The organism is Prosthecobacter sp. (assembly GCF_029946185.1).
Lineage (GTDB): Bacteria > Verrucomicrobiota > Verrucomicrobiia > Verrucomicrobiales > Verrucomicrobiaceae > Prosthecobacter.
This window is the reverse complement of record NZ_JAQSEA010000159.1, coordinates 1-22,361: the sequence shown is the minus strand read 5'-3', so window position 1 is coordinate 22,361 and position 22,361 is coordinate 1. Positions and strand designations below refer to the sequence as shown.

The window sequence follows — 22,361 nt, the reverse complement described above, 5'->3', positions numbered from 1 at the left end:
TTTATCCAGGGCATGCGTGGCAGATCACGCGCGCTCATAATGCTCCGCCCTCACTCCATGCGATGTGAAACACATCATTATCCGCTCCTTGGTCCACCTGCTGTTCATGCATGATTCTCACCACGACTGCAAACATCTCTCCCAGGTCCTCCATCAGTCCGATTACAAACGCCGAAAGTCTGCGGCGATGACTTCGGTAATGCAGCCGAAGTTCTGCCGATTCTACGTCTGTCCATTCAAATTTAAATGGGTGCAGCGCGGGAAACATCATCTTGATACGCGTGTGGAAGTTCGGCTGGTTTTGCAGGACCTCTCCCAAGCTGTGACCTCCGGCCTTCAGCAACTGGCTGTAGCCATGGCGTGCGGTGTTCAGAATCCACCAGCAGTTGAAAAGATTGAGAATCTCTCCGCCCGGCCGGTTCAGCACTTCTGCGGCAGCAGCCACGAACATGCAAATGGTCTCATCTAGATCCGGCTCAGTTGAGATGAAGAGTTCGTCTTCCACACCTACCTTAGATTTCACTCGTTGCCAGGTGTCCTCCCCATGATTTGCCACCAGAAGATCCTGCAATGCTTTGTTGACCAATCCGTACATGCTGAAAAAAGAAGGCGTTGTTTTGGGTTAATTAGGTTAACCCAAGTTAAATCAAAGACTCTAAGTGTCGCATTCCTTTTTTTGGGTTACCACAATTAGGATGACTGCGTGCGGGTGCGGGACTTCACCTGGAGCCTCCACAGCCCTCGCGGACGTGGAAATGGGCAGGCAGATGACCGAGCCGCATTGAAAAACAACTCAACCCGTGACCCGCCAGCCATGGAAAATCACCCGCCCCAGCTTTGGCTTGGCCCATTTGGCTGGCATCGCTCTGACACCGGTCAGCAAAGGACTGCTGCCATCTCAAAATCCAAAGCTAGCATTCTTCAATTCAGGAACTTTACTCCTTATGGCAGCCAATAAAGAGTGCTTCTCGAGGCGTTTGTTCGATCTGCAAAACACATTGAGGAAAGGCTCATTAATCAATCTCTGAAGCACAGCCTCTGCGACATCTTTATGGTTCTCATAACCACCTTTGGATAGGCGAACAAAAAAATAATCAAAAGAGTCGACATCATGAACTCCGCACATGTATTTGTAATCGATTCTAACCCTAATACTCCTTCGTGACGAAGAAACACGACATTTAAGCAACCGCACCATCAGAAAGCATTTATTGTCGAATGGGATTCTAACAAGATAGAGAATCAACCAGATAAAAATAATGACAGAACAGCCCATTATCAGGCAAAAATCCAACCATCCACCAAGTGCGGAAACTGACCAATCCACGCCCAAAAGAGCAGTGAACTCCGTCGCTAAATCTAACAAGGATGATGCAGATATAAATCCTAACACAAGAATAAGGCCCATTTTTTAATTAACCCTACATTGCAATGACGACAACAGTCGCAGCGGGTTAACCCAAATCACCGTAAAATGGGGTCAGGGTGCAACTATTGACAAAATGCTTGAAGCGCCCTGCTGCGAACGTGAGTCCGTAGTTAAGGCGACTGGATCGAAACAAGGTGCTGGGCCGGTTGCCGAAAGTGTAGATGAGTTTTTTTCAGGGGTGCGCAGTAACAGTTTTTTGTCAATAATTGCACCCTGACCCCATTTCCCAAAGGGCGAGCCGTTGTCCATGCGTATGATCTCAGGTAGGCCGTGCGTGCGAAACAGGTTCGTGTCCACCTCTGCGTGGCTTGTGGCAGCGCCTGCACGCTGAGGAGGTAGCGGCTGAACAAATCGGTCACCGTCAATGCGTCGCAGCGCTCTTGATCCTGCGTGTAGAACCAGCCTTTGAAGTCCGTGGCCCAGACGTGGTTGGGGCGCAGCGCCTGAGTCAAATCACCACGCTTGACTTCGAAAGCACCGGGTCGCCTGCGCCGTGCCTCAATGAGGCCGTTGCGCTTCAAAATCTCACCCAGCGTGCTGATGGCGGGCGGCGTTTCCAACGAGTGTTTGCGTTCCAGCGCGGCTCTGATCTTCTTCGACCCCCAGGTCGGATGCAAGCGTCGTTCAGAGACCACGATGCGCTCGATCGCTTTACTGGTGCGCAGAGGGACCGAGTGCGGGGCCCGGCTGCCATCAGCCAGCGCTGTAGCGCCGCCCTCGGCATGCCGCACCAGCCACTTGTGACCGCACTTGCGGCTGATGCCAAACTCCAAGCACAGCTCGCTCACACTGAACCTCCCGCTGTTGGCGAAGGGAAAATGGGGTCAGGGTGCAACTATTGACAGAACGCTTGCAGCGCCCTGATGCGAACATGGGCTGTAGTTAAGGCGCCTGGATCGAAGCAAGGTGATGGGCCTGTTGCCGAAGGAGTTAAAGCGCATTTTTCAGGGGCGCGAAGTGGCAGTTTTTGTCAATAGTTGCACCCTGCCCCCATTTCCCCGTACTCCGAACACCACGGCTTCCGGCCGCTCAGGGGGCGTCACGATCGTGACTGACTCCAGCACGCTTTCCAGCCCTGCAATCTCCGCCTCGTCTGCGCCTGCGCCTTTCAGGTCGGCGAGTCGCTGCCGCAAGGTCTGCGCCCCTCCCTCCGTGATATAATTCACCGCCCCCGGTGGCAAACCGGAGGCCGAGCGCCGGTGCGTGATGCGCTCTGGAATATCGATATCCTCTTTGACGAAGGCACTGCTCATAGGGGTGTCGGCGGCGAGACCATGGGGAGATCGAATCTGAACGCGCCTCCGCGTCTGACATAACCAGAGCGTGAGAACCTTTGCCTCAGGGATTCCCAGACAACATCGAAAGAAAGCCCCGTCAGGAACGGCCCCGGTTGAAGACAGTCAGCGTATGTCATGAGCACACTTCGTGTACCGCCTCTCGCCTGCCATTAGTCGGGCACGTCCTTCGTCTCGCTTTGTTTGATCAACGCGGCCTGTCTTTCCAACGCCTCATGTCTTGCCTGCTTACGGTGACAGATCGTGCGAAGCACCCAGATGATAAACAAAAGGAAGGCGAAAATGAGTTCTGAATTATTATGCACTCCCGATCCTACCCAACCTCGGTTGGATTCGCAACTCATGGGGCAAAGGCGGGCTTAAATGGGAGCCAAGCCGGAGACGGGATCAAAGCCACGCCTGCCAGGCTTCGCCCGCTCACAGCCCGTTCCTGCGACAGCCATCTTACTCTTCAAATCCGGGGTCACTTGGTCATGCTCCTGGCAGATCAAAATTTCTGCATCGGCCGCAAAGAAGGCGGGGTTTTCTTCTTCATCAATTCGATCTCGTAACCATTGAGCTTCTTCTCTTCATTCTTCTTCTCGGGCACTTGCGCAGAGACTTTCGCGGGTTGGATGACACCGCCAGGTATCGGCATGGGATTGAGGCCGGAGCCATCGACAGGTTTGGGTATGGGGCCGGGAACCGACGGAAAATGGGGTCAGGGTGCAACTATTGACAGAACGCTTGCAGCTTCTTGATGCGAACATGGGCTGTAGTTAAGGCGCCTGGATCGAAGCAAGGTGCTGGGCCTGTTGTCGAAGGAGTTAAAGAGCATTTTTTAGGGGTGCGAAGTGGCAGTTTTTGTCAATAGTTGCACCCTGACCCCATTTCTTGCTCAGCTCGATCCACATCCCTCTCCTGCCATTGATTGAACCAATCTTTGGCCGCAGGATCTTGCCCGGGAACAACAGCACCGCTCTTTTTCGGCACAATGAGTTCAGGCCCAATCTCCCCAACCACGTAGGGTTTGCCAGCCTCCACGGGGCCTCCATCCGCACGACCGGGCAGTTGCTTTCCTCGCAGGCAGCCGACAGCATTGACCGGTGGCTTGCGCGCCTCAAAAAAGCGGCTTTTAGACGCGTTGGCCATCCTCTTGGCCGAGTCCACCCTGCTACAGGGTTCTGCGGAGGCTTGCTGAGAAGCATCTGAGGCTTAGTGCCGTCGCATCTGCGCGTACGCTTCAGCGGGGGGCTGCCGCGGCGTCAAAAAGAGTGGCCGTGGCTGACATTGTACTTCCTTTGCCTTCTTAAGAGCAGCAACGGAGATGGCATGATTCGGCACCACGGTGCCGCCCTGCTTGGGCACGATGATCTCCGGACCCTCCTCACCCACGAGGTAGGGCTTGCCAGCCTGCACCGGCCCGCCTTTCGCACGTGCCTTCACTTTCGTGCTTGGATACCGAGCGTCATATTGTTGTTTTTTTTCAGGCTCTGTCAGATTCTGCTGCCCGCCCTGCCCCAAGGTTCCAGCACTGCCAAACGGCTGCGTACTCCCGCCCAGGGTGCCAGTGCCCGGCATTCCCAGAACGCTGGGTGCCGGTGCATTCGGCTGCTTAACTCCGAGCGGTGAAGGTGCTGGAGCCGTCGTAGTGGAAGACACGGATGGCACGGGCAGCGGAGATGAACCAATCACCGCAGGCACCAGCGGCTTCGGCATTTCCATCCCCTTCAAAGGGTTGCTGCCGAACTGCTCTGTGCCGGTCTTGATCGTACCATCCAGCCCCCCTGTCGCAGCCAGGGGCTGCGGCTGCACGGGAGGTGTCTTCTTCGGTGGCACCGGGACCATCTTGTAGCCACCCAGGCCATCCGGCACCTGATCAAATTTAGTCGCATTGGGGTTCTTGGAGATGCCGCCCTGCTCATCCATGATCTGCCCCGAATTCGCCGCATTGAATTTCGCACGCGCGGCGTCAAACGTCCCGTTCGCCTTCGCCTTCGCATTCGCCACATTGCCCTGCCGCTGCGCATACGCATCCTGCGGCGTCGGGCGCGGCGTCATCAGCCTGGATCCCCGCTGACTCAGCGAACCCGTGGCCGTGCCAAATGTGGACGACACCGGCGAGGCGCTGCCGTCACGGTTGATCGTCCCCACACGGATCGCCGTGCGCCCGGTGCCCGGTCCCGTGCCAGGCATGTAGATGTTGTTGCGTGGCCGCGCATCGATCCGGCCCGGCCTCTTGCCGAAGCCTGCGGCGTTCTTTTCCTTCATCTGCTCCAGTTCCTCCGGGCTAAACTGAGCCACCGGCTGGGTCAGCGACCCCGTCGCCGTGCCAAACGTGGGCGTCACAGGCGAGGTGCTGCCGTCACGATTGATCGTTTTCGTTCGCCTCGCCGCCATCCCCGTGCCCTGCCCCGTGTCAGAATCATACACGTTGTTGCGCGGGCGGGCTTTGATCCGCTTTTGCTGCTGCTCTTTTTGCCGGGTTTCTTCGTCGTCGTCAGACTGCATGTATTGAGAGGCCATGAGACACCCTTGGGTCCGGTTTTTTGAATGCAAGGACTTTGGTAGTTTTTTCTGGTATCTTTCGGTATTCTTTCATCCGGATGCCATCGCATTCCACCCTCCGCATGCGCCGGCCACGCCCCGCCATCGCGCCAGACTCCGCAGCCATAAGCTCCGGCCCTATTCACTTTTCGCCCCATCCCCTCCTCGACAAACAGCGCCGCAGTTCAATACTCCCCTCCCCTCTCTCTCCATGAAAAAAGCCGACCCCGACTCACTGCCGCCCACCTCCGCCAAAACCATGGCGCTGCTCGTCCTCCTCCTCATCGGCCTCATCATCGCCACGGCCAAAGCCTCCCTCTATCCCTCGCAGCCCGCCACGTGGGAGCAACTTCACAATCCTCGCGCCAATTCCCTTGCCGACACCAACCGCATCCTCACCGAGAGCGGCGCCATCATCGAAGCCTTCAAAGCCTCCCAGGCCACGAGCACCGAGACCTGGAACATGAAGCACCGCACCGGCACCTGGACCATCCTCGTACGCTACACAAAATCCCCCGCAGGCGATGCCGTCCAGTCCATCCAGATCCGCCGCGAAATCTCCCACCTCCCCAGCTTCACCCGCACCTGGGACTACCCTGAACCATCCGCCTCTGCAGTGCTGCCCGTCCCTGCCACCACCACGCCAGCCCAATAGCTCCAGCCGCAGCAGCGCACATCAGTTCTATCAGAACCATGCATGAGTTGGCCGAAAAAAGGGAAAGAAGTGAAAAAAGTGAAAAATTTTCAATCTCATTTTTTTTCAACTCTTTCCTCTTTTTCGGCCATTCCTTCCGGCGAAAGCCTTTCACGCCCTCACCCGCCGGTAATCCACCGGCCTCCGCCTCCGCCGCTTCGCCACGCTTGTACAGCGTCGCATTGCCCTTGCAGCGGTAGGCCATCGCCAGGCCCAGCACATCGTCATCGTGGCAGCCGCTGCGTGCCTCCTCGCGGCCGTTCTTGCTCCACATGAAGTTCTTGCACTCCGCCAAAATATGCGGGCAGAAGACATCCAGCGTCTCATTGTGAAACGCCAGCGCCAGACTGTCGATCACATCGCGCCGCTGGTCCCGGTCCTTCAGCTTCCAGCCCAGCATGAAGTTCTGCTTCTCGCGGTCATACGGGTCCACCACCTGCCGTTTGTATAGCGGCACCCCCGCATCCTTCAGCCGCTCCAGCACATGCAGGCCCATGTTCACCTCCAGCACCACCAGCGCCCCGCCGTAATACTCTGACAGCAGCGCGATGTAGTCCGCCGTCAGCAGCGTCGTCCCCGTAAAAGGCGGCCGCACCCGCGCCACCACCGCATCCTTGTAGCACGCCCCGCCCGCCTCCTGGTACTCCGTGCGCAGCACACCGATCGAGTGCCGGTCCGGGTCCCCGCTCGCCGCCTGGTCCTCCCCCGTCATCGGGTCACACCACACGATGTAGCTGCACCCCACCTGCGGTCTTTCCCATAGGTGGAAGCTGCCAAAGCCGCTCGCATCCATCTGAAACTCCACCCCGTCTCCCACCGTCACCAGAGAGCCCACCTCCGGCTCGTGCAGGCGCGATGCCAGCTCCATCCGCCGCAGCGCCGCCACATTGAAGCGCGGCCTCCCTGAAGACAGAAAGCAGCTCACCTCATCCTCCGGATAAAACTCATCAAACGTGTCCTCCGAGCCCGAGCACTCCGACTCCATGATCGCCCGCCGCCACGCCATCTGCTCATACGTCCACCCATACCTCCGGCGACCGTTCGCCTCACGCGGCGTCATCGACGCGTCGATCTTCGCCCGCATCGTCCCCGTCACCGGCTTCGCATTCTCCGCAAACTCAAACCACGCCGCAAACACCTTCACCCACCCGTTCCCCGGCGCCGCATCCCCCGCACTCCACGCCTTGAGAAAATCATCCAAAGACAGCGCCCCCTGCCACGTCTCATAGTGCCAGCCGCTCGCCCCATCCGGCGTGCTCTCCGCGATCGCCAGCCCCGCATCATTCAGCGAAGGCAAAATGGACGCCATGATCTTCCGGTCATCCTTCACCCCGCCGCGCGGATACTTCGCGCTCTCGCTAAACAGCACCGCCTGCCTCGGCTTCGAGATCCCCGGATTCATCGACTCCGCACTCGTGATCGTCGCCGTGCTCCCGTTCGCCCACTTCATCCGCCGCTCACGCGGCACCAGCGCATTGTGCCAGGGGAAGCGGTCATTCTCACTGAAGGTCCGTATCCTCTCCAGGATGCCCTGGCTGTTCGCGCTGATGTTCGCCAAAATCAGCGCATCCGTGTTGCGCTGCTGGCACAAATGGTAAATCACCTCCACGCTGAAAGTCGTCCCACCGCACTGACGGATCTTCGTCACGATCACGCGGATCGCCGGAATCCCCAGCGCCGTCAGCACCTCCACCGCCTCCGCCATCCGTCGCTGCAGCACATTCGCTCGTGGCGTCTCCAGCTTCTTCGTCGTCGCGTTTTGCACCTTCGTGCAGGTCTCGAAATGAACCAGCGGCGAATGCGCCACCAGGTGAAAGTCAGCATCGTTCATAGTGTAACCCAAACCCTTGGGTCCGAATTTCAAACCTCAAGCAATTTCTTCACCTTCCTGTCTTTTTACATCATCTAATACCACATGATGTTTTTTTCCATCCACTCAAAAAAACCATTTTATGCCCCCCCCCCAACCTTAAATCACCCCGCCGCCTGGCCACCCCGCCACCTGACCACCCTGCCAACAATCCTGTTAATCATGCCATCCTGTTAATCATGCCATCCTGTTAATCATGCCATCCTGTTAATCCTGTCCATCCGCCCCGCAACCACTCCACCGCTCGCATTCGCCCCTTTTCACCTTTCACCTAATCCCACTCCCCACTTGCCCCCAACCAAACCCCGCGCACACTCCCCGCATGAAGCCCCTCCTTCTCACCCTGCTGCTGCTCACCTCAGCCGCCCAAGCGGACCAATGGCTGGTGAATGGCCGCACCTACAAAGGCACGATCCACAAATTCAACGCCGACCGCACCCTCATCTGGGTCACCTCCGACTGGGACAACTACGGCGGCAGTTGGATCAAAGTCACCGAGCTCGACCCCGCCACCCGCGTCCGGCTCCATGTCGCCACGCCGCATGAAGAGGAGATCGTGCAGGCCCAGATGGAGCAGCAGCAGAAAATGGAAGCCGAGGCCGCAGCCCAGGCCGAGAAACGCGCCATCGAAAACCGCGCCGCCCGCATCGAAGAAGAAAAGCTCGCCATCGAGCGCGGGAAACTCGAACTCCAGCGCCAGCAGGAAGCCCGCCACCTGGAAGAAATGCGCCGCCGCGCCCAGCGCGCGCAGTCCCCGCAGGTCATCATCGTCCCCATCTTCCCTGCCCCCCAAGGCAATACACAAAATATCCCCACTGGCGTCCCCCAAGTTCCGCGTGTGCCCCGTGTACCGCAGGTCCGCCCGGTGCAGCCGATCATCATCCGGTACAACTAAGGCCCCGGCTTCAGCGCAGTTGCCACAGCTGCCAGCCCCCCCTTGATGAAACACGCGCACCCTCTCGCAAGACGAAAATAACAGCAGCCTTTGGAAAGAGCGCCCCCCCCCTTTGGAGCCAGGGGATGTTCCGATTTGCCGCAGTGGGGCGGAGAGGCAGAGGGGGCAGCGTTTGGATTTCAACCGCTGCCTGACGCTGATACAGAACCCGGAATTCTGATTGCATTCATCAGCGTCATGTCAGCGGTTAAAAATCCCTGTTCAAGGTTCAGTGGAATCCTACAATCGGCACCATATTCCACTACCACCCGCCCACCATTCTGTGTTTAATAAACACCGCACCGCATGCTGGCCCCGGCCGCACATTGCGCGCACTCATTAGCCATTTCCCACCCACCTCATGAAACACCTGCTGTCCGCCCTGCTCACCTCCTGCCTTCTGATCTCCTGCGCCTCCAAGGATCTTGAGCGCTGCGCCCCTGGCACACCCGCCATCCAAGTGGCACAGGCCGTCGAATGCACCCACAAAGACGGCAAAGTCACCCTACCAGCCGGCATCTACCAGCCCGAGGCGCAGTCCTCCCAAGGCATCTACTACGTCGCCCCGGAGCGCCTGAAGACCTCCGGCATCATTCGCCAAGGCCATGAACGCGGCGGCCTCTTCATCGCCAACGAAGGCTGGGAGTGGATCTGGATTGGCCACCCCGGCTTTGAAGTGGACGAAAACAAAACTTCCATCCTCAAAAAGCGCGGCATCCTCATGCCCACCTGCTACAAATTCGAGCCCTACGTGAATTACACCAAGGTGAAGACCCGCTAAGACTCGCGATTCTCGGTTCATCGTTCCCAGTTCCCTCCGCGCCTTCGCAGCAGCTCGTTCGGGATTTTCGTCCTCGTCCTCGATCCTAACGCGAAAATTCGCCAAGGCGCTTTCGGGCCACCCAACGCCTGTTCTGGAAGCTTCATTCGCGGCCACATCTGGAAGTCTCCCGCCTCATGAATCCAGACGCCGACAGCCCCTCCCCGGATTCCACCGAGTCCCAGCCAGCTTCACCGCCCAAGAGCAGCACAGCAGGGCGCTCGGGGTGGAACACATTGCTGCAGGACATGAAATCCTGCTTCATCATTCTTCTAGTCCTGGTGAACCTCGCTCTCGGAGGAATCGCCTTGTTCGCCTATCGGATGTTTCACCCTTCACAGGTACGCAGCCTGGACGCCTACCCCAAATACTTCGCCAAGTTTCACCGCACCTGGGCACCCCACTTCCCAGCGGAGATCCCAGCAGATGCGACCCTCAAAAAATTTTGCTACTTCCCCGGTGTGTGGAACGGTCATTGGTACATGCAGCTGCGGCTCCAGCGCCCGGCGGAGCAGATCCGTTCGCTGTACAGCCAGTGTGTGGCGCAGCGCACTCTCTCCTTTCGCGGCGGCAGCCACAAAGAGCACTCGCTCCAGGCCGATGGCATGGCCACCACCTTCTTCTACACCGGTGACGAACCCGCCGGAACCCCAAGCCCGCCCTTTCCTCCGGACTATGAGATCATGGTATTTGACCCCATTCTGACGCCCGCACAGAAACAGCAGCACCATTCCTATCTCTTCTGTCATGGCGTGGCTGTCAGCCTCCAGAGAAATGAAATCGTCTACTGGTCAGCCGTATGGTGAGTTCTTATCTCCCCCATGCTCCCGATAGACATTCCGGCAACCTCCGCGGCTGCAAACCGGCCCCCTCACTTCCCCTGCCGCTGAATCCGCGCCGGCACATCATTGATGCTGAAGCCCGCCTCTCTCAGCGCGTCCCACACCTTCACCAGATTCCCCAGCGCCGCCGTCGTATCCGCCTGCAGCTCCAGCTTCAGCCCGGGCGTCGCTTCCTTCAGCGAAGTGATCGCCGCCGCCAGCTGCTCCAGCTCCACCGGCTTGCCATCAAGAAACACATGCTGCTGCTCGTCGATGCTGATCGCCACGCGCACCTCCGTCGTCGTCGCCTCACCCCCGAGAGTTTTCGACTCCGGCAGCGTGATCTTCACCTGCGTGTTATCCTTTCGGAACGTCGTCGTCGCGACAAAGAAGATCAGCAAAATCACCATGATGTCGATCAGCGACACAATGGGGATCGTCGGTACCGGGCGGCGTTTGGGGCGCAAATTCATGGCTAGGGGTCGTGAAATCTGACCTCGTTCAGTTCGACGGACGCTGCACTTCAAAGTGCTGGTAAAAGTGCTGGATCGTCTCCTGCATGATCGACTCCACCCGCACCGCCAGCGCATCCAGCCGCCGCGAAAAATACGTGTGCAGCAGCACCGACGGCACCGCCACAAACAAGCCCGCGATCGTGCAGCGCAGCGCCACGCCGATCTCATGCGCCACCACCGAAGTGTCCGGCCCACCCCCCGTGCCAAAGGCCGAGAACATCCCCACCAGCCCCACCGTCGTTCCCAGCAGCCCCAGCAGCGGCGCCACGGACACCATCACCTCCAGCAGCGGGATGCCGCTCTCCAGCCGGTGGATCTCCTCGCGCGCCTTGATCGCACACGCATCATGGCACTCCTGCTTGCTCGTGAAGGCACCGCTGATCGCCATGCTGCCCAGCCGCGAAAGCATCGAGCCATCATGCACCAGAAACTCCTGCAGCGGCCGGATGTCCCCCTTCAGCGCATAGCTCGGGATCGCCCTCAGCTGGCTCACCACCGCGCTCGGCATGATCACCTGCTCCCGCAGTTGCAGCCACGCCAAAATCGAAGCCCCGATGGCCGACATCGAACAGATGACAATGAGCCCCATGACAAATCCCCCGGTGGATAAAAAATCATAAACCAGCTGCAGCGCTGAAGGCGCAGCCTTTTCAGTGGCGTCAGCTGCGACGGCGGCCGCCGCAAGCATGGGAGTGGCAGAGGCGAGGAGGTCAGTAAATAAGGGCATCATATTGAATTTTCAGGCGCTCCCGGTCTTCTACCGGGAGCAAAGGGATCACGTCAGCAGGCATCGGTGGTATTTCAGCATCCTTGATCGCCTGCAAAGTAATTTCGGTGAGAAGCGGATGGGATTCCTTGTCATTGACGACGCGCAGTCCCTCCACCTTGCCCTTCTTGTTGACGTAAAAAACGAGCTGCAGTTGTCCCGGCTTCGCGTCATCACGCCGCAGGTGCAGGTAACTGTCCCAATTCTTTTCCACCTGCCCCGTCACCAGTCGGTAGTAGCGCCCCAGTGGCGTAATCGCAGCATCCTCGGAAGACTTGCCGCGTTTCGAATTCGCCCCCTTCGTCTGCGTCGTGCCCGTGAAGGGGTCTTGGGTACGCCTCACAGGCTCTTCGTCCGACACAGGCAGAGCTTTGGGAATGGGCTTCTCCGGCGGAGCGGCGGAGGCAGAGAGCATGCCCGCAAGACTCATCACGACCAGCAGCCGAACCTCCCTCGGATTGACCACCCGCGCCTCAAGCCTTCGCCTCGCCAGCATCGTCACCGCGAAGGCAAAGCAAGCGCACAGCATGTTCAGCCCCATCAAAAAAACTTCGGCCGCAGGCAGGTCAGTAAATGAGAGCATCGTAGTCGATTTTCAGGCGCTCCTGGTCATTCATCGGGAGTGAAGGGAGCACATTGGCAGGCATCGGCGGGATCTCCGCATCTTGGATCGCTCGCACCGTCAGTTCGGTCAGGATCGGGTTGGACTCCTTGGCATTCACGACCCGCAGGCCCTCCACCTTGCCCTTTTTGTTGACGTAAAAAACAATTTTGAGGTATCCCGGCGTCGCGCCGTCACGCCGCAGGTGCAGGTAAACGTGCCACTTCTTTTCCACCTGCCCCGTCACCTGCCGGTAGTAGCGCCCCAGCGGTGTGTCTGCCGCATCCACGGAGGCCACCTTGCCGCGATTCGAAATGCTACCCTTCGTCTCCTGCTTGCGCGTGAAGGGCGTGTAGGCGTTCGGGTCCTGGTTCTTCGTCGTCCGCGTCACCGCCTCATCTTCCACCACCGGCAGCGCCTTGGGGATGGGCTTTTCCTGCGGAGTCGGTGGGGGCATTTCCTCCGCCGTTTCCAGTTTTTTTGGCACCGGTTTGGTTGTCGGCGGCGTGTCAGGCATCTTCTCCATCGTCTCAGGCTTCCGCACCTCCAGCGGCAGAAGGTTCTTGTCCACCTTCGCCAGCTCCTTGTCCGCCTCCTCCATCATCTTTGTCAGCGGCGTCTTGTCAGGCTCCACCTTGGCCATCTTCTGCGTGTCCGCTGGCGTCTCCTTTTCGGGCTTCTCCGTTTCAGGCTTCGGCGTCTCCGGCGTCAGTTCCATCGGCATGGGTGGCGGCGGCGGCGCGGCATCCTTCGGCTTCAGGATCGAAGGCGGTGTCGGCGGGCTGGGCGGCTCTGTCGTCTTCGGTGCCAGCATCGCCACCTCCGGCGGCTGCGTCATCGGCCGCGCATCGTCCTTCAGATCTCCATCCTTAAAATCCCGGTCCGCCAGCTCACGCGTCGGGAGTTTCAGCCCGTCCATGGAGGGCATGGGCTCCGTCGCGTCGGGAGACGGAGCTTTCACCGTCGCCGCAAGAGTGTTCCGGTCCGCGATGAACGCCGGATTCTTCGGCGCCGTGTCCGAGCCCTCATTCTGCGAAGTGCGGATGTAGATCTGCGGCTTCGGCTTTGGAGGTGGCGGCGGCGGCAGAAACTGATCCGGAAACAGCAGCACCTCCTCCTCCTTTTCCTCCACCTTGGGCGGTTGGTTGGCCTCCAGCCACAGCTTGTGGGCAGCCTCGTTCGCAAACATCAACGTCAGCAGCACCAGCAAAATCGCATGCACCACCACCGTTCCGGTGATGGCAATGCGCAGATTGCTGCTGCGTCGTTGGTCGATGGGATAAAAGTCAGTCACAAAGCAGAGCGAACGTGGGAGCCCCTCCCCTTTAATAGTGCTCTTACGGCACTCAGAATCAAATGCTCATTGCCGTGCCGGAAAGCGTCGGCCACGCACCCATCCATACCCCTGACCCATACCTCAGGCACTGAATCACCATGGACACCCACTGCCCAGAGCTTAGCATTCATGCAGGAGGTCAAGAATATGCATCGATACAAGATTCATTTCAGGGTCGGAGGTTCGTCATTCAAGGAAGCTGACCGTTGCACACTCGACGGCGATTTGGTCTGTCTTTATCGTGGCGACGCCCTGATGGCTGTCTTTCCACGCCGCATGGTGACCCGCATCGAGGAGCAACCTCCAGCCGACCTTGCCCCCGCTGGCGATCCACTCCTCTCCTGGATGAACGTCCTGGCCAAGGAACCGCCAGGCCCGCCGACCTCGCCATAATTCTACTTTGGTAACTTTTCATGGCGTTCATGAAAAGCATCGTAAAATTTTAACCTCAGCCTCAGGCATTCGTGTCAATCCGTGTAATCCGTGGTCAAACACTCTGGGAAAACTAGCTTTGGCAGCCAGCAATTGGAACTTACCAAAGTAGAAATAAGCTCCCCCTCGCAGGGCATCCACCTGCACGGCCAGCCACTCATTGGCCCCGCCACTGACCGCTCAGGGAACACCTGATACAGTGCTCCGGGCACGCATTTCGCAAATCTGTGCGATGAAAGCACGTCATGAAACCCTCCGCCGATCCTCTTGTCTTGAAGCAAAGTCCTTTCATTGGCGATCCGCATCCCAAGTCACCCCAGTGGCGCGCCGTCAACATCCGGCTCCTCGACAACGCCGACGTTGAAGGCAAGGTCATTTACATGGGGCCGCAGTACGGCAAAGTGGTGGAGACCTTCGTGCTGAAAGCAGCCGCCTGAGCCAGCTTGTCCGGTGTGAGGGTGGCAGACGCAAAAGTCGTCGTCCTACTCGTCCTCGATCCTCCCGCTCCGCAGCAAGCAAGCACCGCAGCACACCGCTCACGGCTTCCCCGCCACCGCAGCCTCATTTCGCCGGTTCAAAAACGGGCGACTGCTCACCACCTCCAGCACCGCTGCCGAAAACCTCCCGCTGTTCCGCCTCAGCGCAGCCTGCATCTGCAAAAGAAGCGCCCTGTCGCTGAGCATCGTCTGGCGGCCCAGCGCGTAGCCGAGCAGCTTGCGGCAAAACTGCGCGTTAAAGCTGCCCTCGTTCTTCTTCAGGTAGTCACGCAGACCGGCAAGGCCCTGCACCTGCGTCCCATCCTTGAGCACACCCGTGTCGTCGATCTTGCCCCCCGCTTCATCCGCCTTGCGAAAGCGACCGATGGGATCAAACCCTTCCAAAGCGAAGCCCAACGGATCAATCCGGTCATGGCACACCGCGCAGGCCTTGTCAGCGCGGTGCTGCATCAGTGCCTCACGCAACGACGCCGGCTTCACCGCACTGTCTGGCAGCTTCGGCACATTCGGCGGCGGCGGTGGCGAGTTGAACCCAAGCACCACCTGATACAGGTAGTCACCGCGCAACACCGGGCTGGTGCGGTTCGGCCGCGAAGTCTTCGTCAAAACAGCCCCCATGCCCAGCAGCCCACCCCGCTGCTGCTGCGCCACCTTGACCTCGCGAAACTCCTCGCCCGTCACGCCCGGAACACCGTAAAATTTCGCCAGCCGCTCATTGAGGAATGAGTAATCGCCACCCAAAATGTCACCGACACTACGGTCCTCACGCACCAGATGCGCGAAGAACTCCGTGACCTCGCGCTGCATATCCCGGCGCACTTCAGCCGTGAACTCGGGGTACCTTTTCTCATCCACCGTGCTCGCCTCATCGAACCCGCTGAACTTCAGCCACTGCCCGGCAAATTCCTTTGCCAGCGCCTTCGCTTTCACATCACGCAGCATGCGCAGCGTCTGCGCGTCCAGCACTTCCGGCTTCAAGAGACTGCCATCCTCCGCGCACCTGCGCAGTTCCTCATCCGGCTGCGAAGCCCACAGGAAATAGCTCAGGCGCGAGGCCACCTCATGCACGCTGAGCCGCACATCCTCCCCTGCCGCAGCCATGGCGGGAAGAGTTTCCGCTTTGAACAAAAAATTTGGCGACACCAGCACCCGCACGATCACCTCCCGCGCGGCAGATTCGCGATCACGCCCCTGCCCGCGCACGTCAAAATACAGCGCCTCCAGCTTCCGCCCCTCATCCTCGCCCAGCGGCCGGCGCCACGCCCTCCGCGCAAACTCGCGCAGGTGCCGCAGCAGCGCGCCATCGTATTCCGCCTCCTGCTCCTTGTTGAGGGTCGGGCTAGCCACCAGGCTCCAGTCCTTCCTCATCTGCGCCAGGTCATTTTTTTCCTTCGCGCCCAGCAACTCCCCGAGCTGCTCGTCATTGAAATAATACACCCCGAGACCCGGCGAGTTGCGGTAGATGTTTTCCGCGATGATCTGCAGCCTTCGCTCCAGCATATCCGGAAAAGCCTGCTCCATTGAGATGAACTCGCCCATCGTCCGCATCGCCGCCGGCGTGCCACGTTTCCAAACCGTCAGCACCCCCGGCATCACCTGCGTCACATCACGCGGCTTCTCCGTCGCAATCGTCCACTGCAGGGTGGCCTCCTCCACCTCGGGGTTTTCCATGTCCAGCCGCGTGTCCACCTTCAGCCAGTGCGCCCCCTCAGGCAGCGGCAAGGCGCACACCGTGGGAGCCGCAAAGGCCAGCGTATTCGACGCGATCTTCCGCCCCGGCAGCGGATGCCTGCCATAAGCCGCACGCATCTTTTCCAGCTCGCCGATCCGGGCCCTCACCGCATCAAGATCCACCGGCGCAGGGCTCGCCGCAGCCTGCCGGCGCTTTTCCTCCAGCGTCCTGTTCAGCCACTCGAAGTAGTTCAGCTTCTGCGCCCCCACACTCACCTCAATGGCAGTCACCAGCGCGATGTCGCCCTTGCTCCCATCGCCAATGTCCCCAAAGCAAAGATACGCCTGCTTTTTGCCGCCCACCGCAGCCTGCATCGGGTACGGCTGGATGCCATCGCTGTCCTGCTGGTGGCGCTGCACGCCCTCTCCGGGCTTCTTCGGATTGTTCCATGAAAGCAGATCCGCCTGAATGGCCTTGATCCGCTCATGCGCCACCGTTTCATCCGCAGGCAGCGCCCGCCAGGCCACACGCGTGAGGTCCAGAAAGCGCGACTTCGGCTCCGTGTTGTTCAGGTGCTTCCACCAGTTCGCCAGAAAATGCCCATCCAGATTCCCCTCCCGCGCCAGTTGCTCCAGCGGCACTTTTTGATGCCGGTGCCGCCAGCACGCCAGCATGTAGTCCGCCTCACGCTTGTCATCAAAATCCTTCGGCAGATGCGGTGCCGCCTTCTGCTGATACCACACATACAGCCCCTGCTGCGCCTGCGTCTTCACCTGCTCCGGCCCGCGCAGGCCGATGCGCTGCGCATGAAAGACGATGCCCGTGCCCGGCATCACCGTCGCGTGGTCCGCCAGCGCCCGCGCCGCAGAGAAATACTTGCCCACCGCCGCCGGACTCGTGAACAGCACATCACCCGTATTGCTAAAACCCTCGCCACCGCCGCCGTCCGTTTGAAACTCCCGCGCCAGCCCAAACTCGTGGCCCGTCAGATCACGGATCGTGTAATCATACTCCGCATTCGTCAGCCGCCGCATCGTCACCGGTCCGGGATCACCCGACTTCGCCTCCGCCAGCGCATCCAGTGACTGCGTGACCCAGCCCGTGATCGCCGCCTGCTCTTCCGCCGTCAGCGCCTTGGCCTTCTTCGGCGGCATGTCCCCCGCTTCGATGGAGTCCTTCACCTTCGTCCAGATTTCATACTCGGCCGCCAGCAGCGGATCCGCCGCCAGCCGCTTCAAATCCACCTCCCCCTTCGTCTTTTCACCCCCATGGCAGGCATAGCACTTCGCCGCCAGCAACGCCTCCACCGACTTCCATTCCGCCGCAGCGTTGGAAATCGACACGGCAGCAAAAAAGCCAGCCAGGCTCACAAGGCGAAAACTCAGGTTCATGGTCGAAAGGTCGAACGCAAACCCTACACAAGAAAACCCACCCCCGCACACCCGAATTCCCCGCCCTCCCCATCATCCGCCACTTCCTCGAACTCCTCATCTTCCCCCCTTCGCACGGGACCTCCAATAACAAAGCGCCCCACCCAGCTACCCTCAGTCCTCAAGGACAGATCCGTCCCATTCCATTGCCCACACATTCCCTTGCAAAAAAGTGCGTGCCCGCAAAAGCCCCCACTCCCGCGCCAAAAAAAAGAGGGCTCCCAGTCTCCCGGAAGCCCCCTCTTTTAAAAAACTCAGATCACTTCGCCATCGCCTTAAACGCAATCGGGATGATCAGAATCGCCAGGATGTTCACCACCTTGATCATCGGATTCACCGCCGGGCCCGCCGTGTCCTTGTAGGGATCACCCACCGTATCGCCCGTCACCGCCGCCTGATGCGCAAAGCTGCCCTTGCCGCCGTGGTTGCCTTCTTCGATGAACTTCTTCGCATTGTCCCACGCGCCACCCGCGCTCGTCATCGAAATGCCCACAAACAGACCCGTCACGATCGTGCCGATCAGCACCCCGCCCAGCGCCTCCATGCCCAGGAACGACACCACGATCACAAAGATCAGCGGCAGCAGCGCCGGCACAATCATCTGGCCCAGCGCCGCCTTCGTCACGATGTCCACGCACTGCGCATAGTCCGGCGTTTCCGTCCCCGTCAGGATGCCCGGCTTCGCCGTGATCTGACGGCGCACCTCACGCACCACCGCACCCGCCGCACTGCCCACCGCGCTCATGCAGAAAGACGTGAACAGGAACGGCAGCAGCCCGCCGATGAACATGCCGATCACCACGCGGTGATCCATCAAATCAAACGCCACCTTGTGACCCACAAAGGCCTGCAAATCTTCCACATACGAGCCAAACAGCACCATCGCCGCCAGCCCTGCGCTCGCGATTGCATAGCCCTTCGTCACCGCCTTCATCGTATTGCCCACGGCATCCAGTTCATCCGTGATCTTGCGCACGCTCTCCGGCAGCCCCGCCATCACCGCAATGCCGCCCGCGTTGTCCGTGATCGGCCCAAACGCATCCAGTGAAATGATGATCCCCGACAGCGACAGCATGGACACCACCGCAATCGCGATGCCATACAGCCCCGCCATGTCAAAGCAGGCCCAGATCGCCGCCGCGATGGCCAGCACCGGCAGCAGCGTCGCCTGATTCCCGATGCTGATCCCCGCGATGATGTTCGTCGCCGGACCCGTCTCAGAAGCCTTCGCAATCAGCCGCACCGGCTTGTGGTGCGTGCTCGTGTAGTAGTTCGTGATCCACACCACCAGCAGCGTCATCACCAGACCCACCGCCGCGCAGTAAAACAGGTTCGTGTTCGACACCGCCAGCTCACCAATTTTGAGCCCCGCAGGGAAGATCGCCGAAGTCGCCCACCAGAACAGACCTGAAGCCACGATGCCCGACACCGCCACCCCGCACACCAGCGACGCCGTCGCCTCCTGCTTCACAAAATTCACCCAGCCAATGCCGATCAAAGACGCAATGATCGCCAGAGCGCACAGCACAAACGGATACACCACCGCAGCCTCAGTGCCCACCGTCAGGTGGCCCACCAGCACGCCGCCGATCAAGCTCACCGCATACGTCTCGAAAACGTCCGCCGCCATGCCCGCGCAGTCACCCACGTTGTCGCCCACATTGTCAGCAATCGTCGCCGGATTGCGCGGATCATCCTCATTCAGATTCTGCTCATTCTTGCCCACAAGGTCAGCACCCACGTCCGCCGCCTTCGTATAGATACCGCCGCCCAGACGTGCAAACACACTGATCAGCGAGCTGCCCAGCGCCAGCCCCACCAGCGAATCAATCGCATGCTTCGCGTTATCCACCGACCCGCGCACGACCAGATAAAACACACCCACCGACAGCAGGCCCAGCGCCACGACGAGCAAACCCGTCACCGCACCGCCATTGAAAGCCACCTTCAGCGCCGGATGGCTGCCAATCGAAGCCGCCTGCGCCGTCCGCACATTCGCCCGCACCGCGATCATCATCCCGATGTATCCAGCCGCCAGCGAGCACACCGCGCCCACCACAAAGCCCGCCGCAGTCAGCCCGCCCCGCAGCCACCACACCGCCGCGAATACCAGCACCGCGATCAGGCTCACCGCCATGATCTGCCGGTTCAGGTAAGCCTTCGCCCCCTGCTGGATCGCCAGGGCGATCTCCTGCATCTTCGCATTCCCCGCCGGTGCCCCCACCACTTTGCGGATCAGGATTAAAGCAAAAACAAGTCCCACGATAGAAAGGCCAATGGCAAGGGCGATACCGTGAGTCAGCAAAAAGGAAGGAGGCATGATTAAATAGAGGAGGTCGGGTGGTTGGTCCGTGGCGGGTAAAGCCGCGCACTTTAGCAAGTCGCAAATTTCTGGCAAGAACTTGCTCCGAGTTTTCTCCAGCCCACCTTTTCTCTCCCACCACCCTCCCAGCCCCCTCCTTAAATCCAAATCCCACCCCGCCCAGCCCAGCCCCTCCCGCCGCATTTCCTCTTCTTCCCCTCGTCATCTCGCCTCGATCCCTATTGTTCAAGCAGCAGCAAGTCAGCATCCTTTGGCTCGGGCTTCATTTTGATTTCCCTTCAATCATCCTGCCAAATTGATCGAAGTCCTTGGCCACAAATCCCAGGCACCTGGGCAGCCCGTGGGAGACAGCAGCCCAGTCGGCAGACGGAGTCATAAAAAACTCATCCTTATAGGAGAAGTAAATCTGCCCCCAGTGGACACGATCCAGCAGCAAAAAATAAAAGCCTGTCCCGCCATCATCAGCTATCGGAAGCACGGCATCAGATCCCACGTTGCTTTCACGCCAGCCTTCCTGGATATCAACGACCCCGGAATCATTCAGCGAAAAAATGTGTCTAACACCAAGCTCATAAGGCTCATCGTAGATCCTTGTTTGCAGCGCATGTTCCACACAGACCATCCCTCCGTTCAAAGAAACGATGAATTGACGATACTCCTTTGGCAGTCGTCGTAACAACCGCCCCTCCAAAGCCACAAGAACCGCCAGTTCGAAGGAAACCTTTGATGGTGTCAGGATGTTTAGCCAATTCATGAAATTTTTGTTTCAAGAATCTGGCGCACTTCATTGCCGATTCCAAGCCTCTTCAACAAGACCGCCTAATTCTACATTGTTAGACTTGATCGTCAGGCAGGTTGCTTTCAGCTGACGTCTCAGCGCAGCAAAGTAGCCTTGTTCCTGTGGAACAAGGAACGCTCCGCCTCGCCCTAGACGCTTAACAATGTAAAACTAATCCAAAACTCAAAAGCCTCTCTGTGAGTGTCGGAAGCAATCCATTCAGACAGACGCTTACAACCTGCTCAGCTCCACCCCGGCTGGATAAAGATGAGGAAAATAGTAGCCTACGAAGGAAGCCGGAAAGCCCAGGCGAACCGGCGCAGAAGGTCCGTTTGAAACAAGCACACCATCAGCAATCATTTGGCCAATGTGCCGGCGGGCAGTTCTCTCCGGCATCTGCAAAATACGACCCGCCTCTCCACGAGTAACTTCACCACGCAGAAACACATCGGGAAGAAGATAGCTTATTTCTTTGGGTGCTTTCTTTCGGGAGATCAGCAAATCAGCAAAAGCCAGTATCCGCTCATGCACCGCATCCAGATCCAGCAGACGCGTCATGAACTCCACCTGATCAATGGCTGTGGAGAGAAAGAAACGACAAAAATGGGTGAGCCCTTTGTCCGACAAGTTACCACGACCATCGAAGTCGCTTTGGCGGGGGAGATCAGCCGAGGCAAGCGCCGACAGGTAGTCGGCACTGTAGCGAGCCAAGCCGCGTGAAGCCACCCAGAGGCCGTGTCCTTCCATTTTCACCCGCATGAAATACGCATGGGTGAACAAGCGCGTAACGCGTCCGTTGCCATCGAGAAAAGGATGAATCCATGCCAGACGATGATGCGAAGCAGCCGCACCTAGTATGCGCTGAATAGGTTCAAGATTGGCCGGCTCATACTGTTGAGCAAAGCGCTCCATGAATTGGGGTAAGGCCGTAAAAGCAGGGGCTACATGACGCCCCACTTCCACTTCACATTCGCGCAACTTTCCCGGCTTCACCCAATCTTCTCCGCCGCTGCGTGTCTTCACCCGGCGAAACTCCTCGGGCATGCGCTCGTAAAACTCCTGGTGAAGCCAGCAAATAAATTCAGGAGAACAAATCTTTAGAGCCCCATCATCCCTGAGACGCTGCTCCATAAGTCGCTGCACTTCGATGTGCGCCTGACTTTCAATTTGCAGCGCATGTTTGTCAGGGTCCGCAGAATAATCTTTCTGGAGCGCTTTTTCAATATCGACCGGGTGGGTATTGTGCCCCTCGATCAAATTGGAATAGTAGCTGTTCATTTTCCGCAACAACTCAACCACGCTCTCGCGGGTAAGCGGGTGCAAAGCCCCTCCAAGTTGAGCAGACTTCCGAAACAAATCGAAGGCCAGCTCCTTCATCTCGCCCGCCTGATCCATCGGGAAAAGCGGCTCCATGGAGGTTGTTCTGGTATAAAGCTCTCTTTGCATTTTTAACCATGGTCTTTATCAAGACACTTGTCGAGTCATTTGGCCGGTGGTTTGGCCGGTGGTTTGGCCGGTGATTTGGCCGGTGATTTGGCCGGTGCTTTGGCCGGGGTTTTTGGACTGCAAAGCGGAGCAGGAGCAGCGCCTATTCAGAACCGGCACCAGCGCCGATACCGCAG

Annotated in this window: 20 protein-coding genes; 6 read left to right on the top strand and 14 right to left on the bottom strand. The window is 59.0% G+C overall.

Translation table 11 applies throughout. The features are described 5' to 3' along the window. Positions 1-34: 34 nt before the first annotated feature. On the bottom strand, positions 35-595 hold the full coding sequence (locus tag PSV43_RS13995) for a heme NO-binding domain-containing protein (protein WP_300198289.1): 561 nt from the start codon (positions 593-595) through the stop codon (positions 35-37). Positions 596-800: 205 nt separating this feature from the next. On the opposite strand from PSV43_RS13995, the gene PSV43_RS13990 reads away from it, so the two are divergent. Continuing rightward, complete coding sequence (locus tag PSV43_RS13990; RefSeq protein ID WP_300198262.1) at positions 801-1,028, top strand: hypothetical protein; 228 nt, start codon at positions 801-803, stop codon at positions 1,026-1,028. Between the two features lie 511 nt (positions 1,029-1,539). On the opposite strand, the gene PSV43_RS13985 is transcribed toward PSV43_RS13990, so the two are convergent. From PSV43_RS13985 to PSV43_RS13970, 4 genes are all read right to left on the bottom strand, one after another. Further along, positions 1,540-2,217, bottom strand: coding sequence for a leucine zipper domain-containing protein (locus PSV43_RS13985; protein ID WP_300198259.1), 678 nt, complete (start codon positions 2,215-2,217; stop codon positions 1,540-1,542). Positions 2,218-2,373: 156 nt separating this feature from the next. Beyond that, the gene (locus PSV43_RS13980) at positions 2,374-2,682 is read right to left on the bottom strand and encodes a hypothetical protein (protein WP_300198255.1); all 309 of its coding nucleotides are present in this window, start codon (positions 2,680-2,682) and stop codon (positions 2,374-2,376) included. A gap of 529 nt (positions 2,683-3,211) precedes the next feature. After that, positions 3,212-3,361 (bottom strand): hypothetical protein, encoded by a 150-nt coding sequence (locus tag PSV43_RS13975; protein ID WP_300198252.1) that lies wholly within the window; start codon positions 3,359-3,361, stop codon positions 3,212-3,214. 557 nt (positions 3,362-3,918) lie between these two features. After that, entirely contained in the window at positions 3,919-5,214 is a 1,296-nt protein-coding gene (locus PSV43_RS13970; protein WP_300198249.1) for a hypothetical protein, read from the bottom strand. A gap of 247 nt (positions 5,215-5,461) precedes the next feature. On the opposite strand from PSV43_RS13970, the gene PSV43_RS13965 reads away from it, so the two are divergent. After that, a complete protein-coding gene (locus PSV43_RS13965) occupies positions 5,462-5,905 on the top strand; it encodes a hypothetical protein (protein WP_300198246.1) in 444 nt (147 codons plus the stop codon). Here the strand turns inward: PSV43_RS13965 and PSV43_RS13960 are convergent. Continuing rightward, the gene (locus PSV43_RS13960) at positions 5,826-7,775 is read right to left on the bottom strand and encodes a hypothetical protein (RefSeq protein ID WP_300198243.1); all 1,950 of its coding nucleotides are present in this window, start codon (positions 7,773-7,775) and stop codon (positions 5,826-5,828) included. The two genes, PSV43_RS13965 and PSV43_RS13960, sit on opposite strands and share 80 nt — an antisense overlap. A gap of 361 nt (positions 7,776-8,136) precedes the next feature. Here PSV43_RS13960 and PSV43_RS13955 point away from each other — a divergent pair, with 361 nt between their 5' ends. From PSV43_RS13955 to PSV43_RS13945, 3 genes are all read left to right on the top strand, one after another. Further along, positions 8,137-8,709: a hypothetical protein gene (locus PSV43_RS13955; protein WP_300198240.1), complete on the top strand. Its 573-nt coding sequence runs from the start codon at positions 8,137-8,139 to the stop codon at positions 8,707-8,709. Positions 8,710-9,109: 400 nt separating this feature from the next. Continuing rightward, positions 9,110-9,529: a hypothetical protein gene (locus PSV43_RS13950; protein WP_300198237.1), complete on the top strand. Its 420-nt coding sequence runs from the start codon at positions 9,110-9,112 to the stop codon at positions 9,527-9,529. A 176-nt stretch (positions 9,530-9,705) separates the two neighbouring features. Continuing rightward, entirely contained in the window at positions 9,706-10,374 is a 669-nt protein-coding gene (locus PSV43_RS13945; protein ID WP_300198234.1) for a hypothetical protein, read from the top strand. 65 nt (positions 10,375-10,439) lie between these two features. Here the strand turns inward: PSV43_RS13945 and PSV43_RS13940 are convergent, their stop codons facing one another. The 4 genes from PSV43_RS13940 to PSV43_RS13925 are packed head-to-tail and all read right to left on the bottom strand — an operon-like array spanning position 10,440 to position 13,565. After that, positions 10,440-10,862, bottom strand: a complete 423-nt coding sequence (locus PSV43_RS13940; RefSeq protein WP_300198231.1) for a biopolymer transporter ExbD — start codon at positions 10,860-10,862, stop codon at positions 10,440-10,442. A gap of 28 nt (positions 10,863-10,890) precedes the next feature. Then, positions 10,891-11,634 carry a MotA/TolQ/ExbB proton channel family protein gene (locus tag PSV43_RS13935; protein WP_300198228.1) on the bottom strand — a complete coding sequence of 248 codons (744 nt, stop codon included), beginning with the start codon at positions 11,632-11,634 and terminating at the stop codon, positions 10,891-10,893. Further along, on the bottom strand, positions 11,615-12,253 hold the full coding sequence (locus tag PSV43_RS13930; protein WP_300198225.1) for a hypothetical protein: 639 nt from the start codon (positions 12,251-12,253) through the stop codon (positions 11,615-11,617). Before PSV43_RS13930 ends, PSV43_RS13935 begins: the two co-directional genes overlap by 20 nt. Beyond that, positions 12,237-13,565, bottom strand: coding sequence for a hypothetical protein (locus PSV43_RS13925; protein WP_300198222.1), 1,329 nt, complete (start codon positions 13,563-13,565; stop codon positions 12,237-12,239). Before PSV43_RS13925 ends, PSV43_RS13930 begins: the two co-directional genes overlap by 17 nt. A gap of 719 nt (positions 13,566-14,284) precedes the next feature. Here PSV43_RS13925 and PSV43_RS13920 point away from each other — a divergent pair. Beyond that, positions 14,285-14,476, top strand: coding sequence for a hypothetical protein (locus PSV43_RS13920; protein WP_300198219.1), 192 nt, complete (start codon positions 14,285-14,287; stop codon positions 14,474-14,476). A gap of 99 nt (positions 14,477-14,575) precedes the next feature. Here the strand turns inward: PSV43_RS13920 and PSV43_RS13915 are convergent, their stop codons facing one another. The 4 genes from PSV43_RS13915 to PSV43_RS13900 form a co-directional block, all read right to left on the bottom strand. Then, positions 14,576-17,599 carry a DUF1592 domain-containing protein gene (locus tag PSV43_RS13915; protein ID WP_300198217.1) on the bottom strand — a complete coding sequence of 1,008 codons (3,024 nt, stop codon included), beginning with the start codon at positions 17,597-17,599 and terminating at the stop codon, positions 14,576-14,578. 298 nt (positions 17,600-17,897) lie between these two features. Next, positions 17,898-19,958 (bottom strand): sodium-translocating pyrophosphatase, encoded by a 2,061-nt coding sequence (locus PSV43_RS13910; protein WP_300198214.1) that lies wholly within the window; start codon positions 19,956-19,958, stop codon positions 17,898-17,900. Positions 19,959-20,223: 265 nt separating this feature from the next. Further along, positions 20,224-20,715, bottom strand: coding sequence for an SMI1/KNR4 family protein (locus PSV43_RS13905; protein ID WP_300198211.1), 492 nt, complete (start codon positions 20,713-20,715; stop codon positions 20,224-20,226). Between the two features lie 255 nt (positions 20,716-20,970). Then, complete coding sequence (locus PSV43_RS13900) at positions 20,971-22,152, bottom strand: Fic family protein (protein ID WP_300198208.1); 1,182 nt, start codon at positions 22,150-22,152, stop codon at positions 20,971-20,973. Positions 22,153-22,361: the final 209 nt, after the last annotated feature.